Origin of the sequence: Allorhizocola rhizosphaerae, assembly GCF_003426775.1 — a bacterium.
GTDB classification, from domain to species: domain Bacteria; phylum Actinomycetota; class Actinomycetes; order Mycobacteriales; family Micromonosporaceae; genus Allorhizocola; species Allorhizocola rhizosphaerae.
The window spans coordinates 1-5,002 of the sequence record NZ_QJUG01000366.1; the positions used below are offsets into that span (position 1 = coordinate 1).

Here is a 5,002-nt window from a genome sequence, read left to right on the forward strand (position 1 = left end):
GTTTCGGTGTGCAGCGGCCGGTAGCCGTCATCGAAGGCGGTGACCCGGGTGGTGTAGGCGTCGGTACCGACGTAGCGGGTCGACGACGTGAGTTGGCCTTTCATCACGGTGTCGTAGGTCCACTCGGCCATCACCGGGCCGGTCGCGGTGCCGTCGCGCTGTTTGGTTTTACGGCCGAGCTGGTCGTATTCGTAGAACAAGGTTTGACTGCGGGCGTCGGTGGTGGAGGTCAGCTGCCCGGCGTTGTCGTAGGTGGAGGTGGTGGTGCCGGCATCGGGGTCGATGCTGGTGGTTTTGCGGCCGAGCAGGTCGTAACCGTAGGTCCACATGTTGTTGCCCGGGTCGGTCACGGTAGTCAAGCGTCCGGCGTCGTCGTAGCCGTACAGGGTTTTGTCGAACGGGCCCGTGAAGGTGGCCGACGACTGGTGTTGCCGCTTCTCGATCACCCGGCCACGGGCGTCGAAGATGTCCTGGGTGCGGGTGCCGCCATGTGGTGGGATGACGCTGACGCGGTCACCGTCGTAGATGGTAGTGGATTCGAAGTGCAGCACGTTGTTACGCCACAACTGATCCTTGATCCTGCGGCCGGCGCCGTCGTAAACATACCGGGTCTGCCGTTCCACATTGGTGTCGGCGAAGGAAAGCAGTGTCGAAGACGGTGCCGCGGCGTCGTTGTAGAAGATGCTCTGCTTGGTCTCCAGGCCACGTTTGTCGTACTGGGTATCGGTGATGGCGCGTTTGCCGTCCTCGGTCACCGTCTGGATCTGCCGTGGGCGTAGCAGACCGTCGAAAATTTCGTACGAGGCGATCTGGTTGCCGTTGGGGCCGAGCACCTTCGATTCGACGAACGACGCGCTGGTGTCCGAGATGACATAGCGGTATTCGGCGTCCGGGGTGCCGCTGGTGGGGTGACCGGGTTGCCAGACTTTGATCAGCCGGCCGTTGGTGTCGTACTGGCCGGTGGTGGTCTTGCCGTTAGGGTCGACGATGGTGATCGGGGTGCCGCGGGCGGTGTCCAGGTTGGTCGTCAGCGTGTGCGTGGCCGGGTTGGTCACCTTGACCTGGGAGACCCGACCGGCCGCGTCATGCGTATACGTGGTTGTCGTCTGCCGGCCGAGGGCGTCCTTGACCCACAACGGCCGGCCCCACTGGTCGAACCCGGCCTCCCCGGTGGTGATGTAGGCCGGTGTGGTGCCGTTGTGGGAGGTGGCCTGCTCGGTCTTGGTTGCCAGCCCACGTGTGGGTGCGGTGCCGAACGTCGTGGCCCCGTCGAAGAAGCTGCGGCTGTCCGACACCAGATCGGCCGGGTAGGTGGGGGTGGTCGCACAGGCCACGCCGACCGTTTCGCTGCGGGAAGCCTTGTCGACGATCCAGGCGGTGGTGTTACGGGCATAGGTGACCCGAGTGCACAGATCGTCGGATGCGGTGGCCACGTCGCCGAGGTCGTCGGTTCGGGTGGGCAGGCCATACACCGGGTCGAAGAGGGTAGCGGTTTTGGTGGTACGCCACGTGGGCGTGGGCACGCTGACACCGTCGTTGGCGTCGTTGGTCAACAAGGTCTTGGTGGTGGTCGCCCCGGTGCGCACGAAACCGCCGCGGGTGGTCGGTGGGATGGCCCAGGTCGGTGTCGGCTTACGCAGGCTGGTCTGCTGCCACCACGGATCATGCACAGTCTTGCTCAAAGCCTGCACGTTAGGGAAAACACCGATCGACACGATACGTTCGCGCAGGAACCCGGCCAGATGGGCCTCGTCGAGAAGGACAGCGCCGTCGGAGGTGGTGATGGTGGCATGGCGGTTGCCGTCACCCCAATCACCTTCGACCCGGTCACCGTGTATCCCCCGCATGTACAACGACGTGGTCCGCGACTGCTGACCGCTGTCGGTGCCCGTGGTGACGGTGACCGTGGAATAGCCACGCCAGTTCGACCACGTGCGATACGCCTTACGGGTGCTGTAACGAGCCGCGGAGTTGAACCCCCACAACACCCCGGTCGACGACCCATCGGTCGAATACGTGTAGCTGTGGGTGATCGGCGGCGAACCGCCCACCTGATCATTTTCGACCACTTTGGACACCCGATATTTGGACCACCACGTCAGCTCCTCACCCTGCTTCTGCGGGAAGCAACGCTGCATGTTGTCATCCAGGTCCGGGGTGTTGGAAGTGCCGGCCGGGCAGTCGACCCCGTCATAGAAGACCTGGATGAGACCGCCGGTGCCGTTGTGCAGGTTCGTGATCCGATACTTGTTGGCCGGCTGGGTGGTGGCCGCATCGAAGTGCGCCCGGTTGGCAAACCTCTCCCCCACGAACGTCACCTGCGGATCGGTCAGGTGCGGGCCGTACCCCGATTTGCCGGTGTGGGTGATACGGTCCAGCCACAGCGATGGGCTGGTCGCATCATTGGTGGCCGGGTAGGCGTGGGCCAGTTCCCACCGGTCCACCTCCAGATAACCGGAAGACGCGGCATCGCGGGTCTGCGTGTACACCCCGACCAGCCGAAACGCGGTAAAGTACGACGGCGCCATGCTGTTGGGACAGTTGGTGGTGCCGCACTGCAGATCCCACGGGGTGTCATACCAGTTCTGCGACACCGGATCCGAATACCACGGCATACCCATCCAACACGTGCCCCAGCACCGCTCCGCATACGCAAACCGCACCAACGCCGGCGGCACCGCATCCGGGCGCGACTCACGTGTCGCACCGCTGCCGGTGCGGGTGCCGTACTCGATACGATCCAAATAGCCGCCCCGGTCATATTGGACCACCGCGCCGGGGTTGCCAGCCATGCTGACGTTGTTGGTCTCCCGCGCATACCAGTACGACATGCTGTTGCCATGCACGTCCACGACATAGTCCAGGTTCCACCGCCACGGCTGATGACACCACGACGACCCGAACGTGCTCGCGTCAAGGCACGGCTCGCTGGAATGGTTGGCGAACACCGGCACCATCCACCGCGATGCCGTCTCACGGTCATCGGTCTGCCAGCCGGGCAGCTTGTTACGGCCGAAATGATACTGCGTGCCATCGGCGGTGGTGACCTTCCACCACTCGCCGTTGCCGTCGTTGACCTGCTCCACCCGCGTCGCACCATCATCAGACGGCTTCCACGCCCCGGTGGCGTCATCCAGAACCAGCTCCACCGACCGGCCATCGAGCACCATCGTCGCGTTCGGCAACCGCCAGCATTGGTCCTTGGACGCGTTGTAGTGCACAGGCCCGAACTGCGGCAGACCCGGCCTGCCCGTGCCCTGCCACACCCACATCGTCCCGCCGGTGTCCCGCCCCACCAGATCATTGACCGTGTCACCGTCGTAGTCGGCGGCCAGGATCGTGTCCACCACCGACCACCCGCTGGTGATCCACCCACCCCAGCCCTTGGACACGTTACCCGGCGTCGACGTGTTCAAATGGACATACAACTCACCGGCCGAGGTGAATCCGCCGATATCCGGTTTGCCGTCCCGGTCATAGTCCAACAGCGGCGCGAACCGGCTAAAGATCTCCCACCCGCCACCGAAGTTACGGGCGGTGACCGCCGGCACCGCCCCCACCGCACCGGTCAACAGCCACACGAAGTAGGTGTCATTGTCCCGCCCGGTGATATCAACCCGGCCATCACCGTCGAAATCGCCGACGAAGAAATGCTGAACGCCACCCCAACCCGACGAAATCAACGACGACGTACCAGAAAACGACACCGCACCCGTGACGGAGATGTTACGCCGGTAACGCATCTCCCCTACCGCGTTCACCCCCACAATGTCCGGCTTACCATCACCGTCCACATCGGCCGCAGGCAGCATCCGGAACCCCGAAAACCCCGAAAGCGTCACCGGGGCCGCGAAAGTCGGCGCCGCATCCGGGTTACCGCCAGAAGTGCGCCAGATCCACACACTCGACCCGTCAAACCCCACCAGGTCGGTACGGCCGTTACCGTCCACATCAGCCGGCCAAAACTCCGTAATCGACCCCCAACCCGACGATACGAACGTGCCACCCACCTTCCTCGGGTCACCCGGCACCGACGTGTTGAAATTAATCCACATCTCACCGGCCGACGTCACCCCCAGAAAATCCGGCCGCTTCGACCCGTCACCGTCAAAATCGGCCAGCGGCACCAGTTTGGTGAACACATTCCAGCCACCAGCAAGCGACACCCGCTGCAACACATCCTGCTCACACGGCCGGTACACCCGCTCGATAAAACTGCGCGACACCTCGCCGAACCCCTCACCCACCGTAGAGGTTTGCGAACCCTCAAACTCGGTCCGGCCATCCACCGACCCCGACGAATAACCCAACCCCACCGACGGCACCAAACCACCCGCCACCGGCGGCACCCCAACCGGATAAGACCACGTGAAATCCCCCGACTGCCTCCCGGCCGCCCACGACGACGCCTGCGTCAAATTCGTCCTGGCAAACTTCGCCGGATCCGACGCCACCGCCAACACCGTCGCCCCACCACCAGCCTCAGCAGCCGCCGCATCATCACCAGCCTGCTGCCACACCCGCATCTGCCCCGCAGACCCACCAGCCTCCCCCGCGCCGACCGGGACCTGACCCGACAACCGTGACGTGGACACGTCCGATTTGGAAGATGCCACCGGCGTCCCCTTACGGCACGCCGCCACCTGCGGCGTGGTCAACACACACGCCGGCATCAGCACCAGCCGCAACCGCGCCGCCCAATCACCCCCATAAGCACCCGCGAACCCGGAAAAGTCGATGTCCAGCACCGCCTCGCCAGCGGTCACATCACCATCAGCCCGCGACACCCGCAACAACAACCCGTTCACCCCAGCAGCCTGCGCCGCCGCACGATCAAGGACCTCCACCCGCACCTGCGACACCACACCCGGCTCGTCAGCAGACGGCAGCTCCTGACCAGCAGGCCCCCGCGTCGGCGGCCCCACCACCCCCGCCGCGTTCTCCCCCGAAAACGACTCCACCCCACCGGTCACACCCATGACCCCAGACGCAGAGTCGGCCA

Annotated in this window: 1 protein-coding gene; it reads right to left on the reverse strand. The window is 64.6% G+C overall.

Features of this window, described 5'->3' with window-relative positions:
* The coding region (locus tag DM816_RS40075; protein WP_170318932.1) for an FG-GAP-like repeat-containing protein at positions 1-5,002 on the reverse strand (5,002 nt) is incomplete at both ends.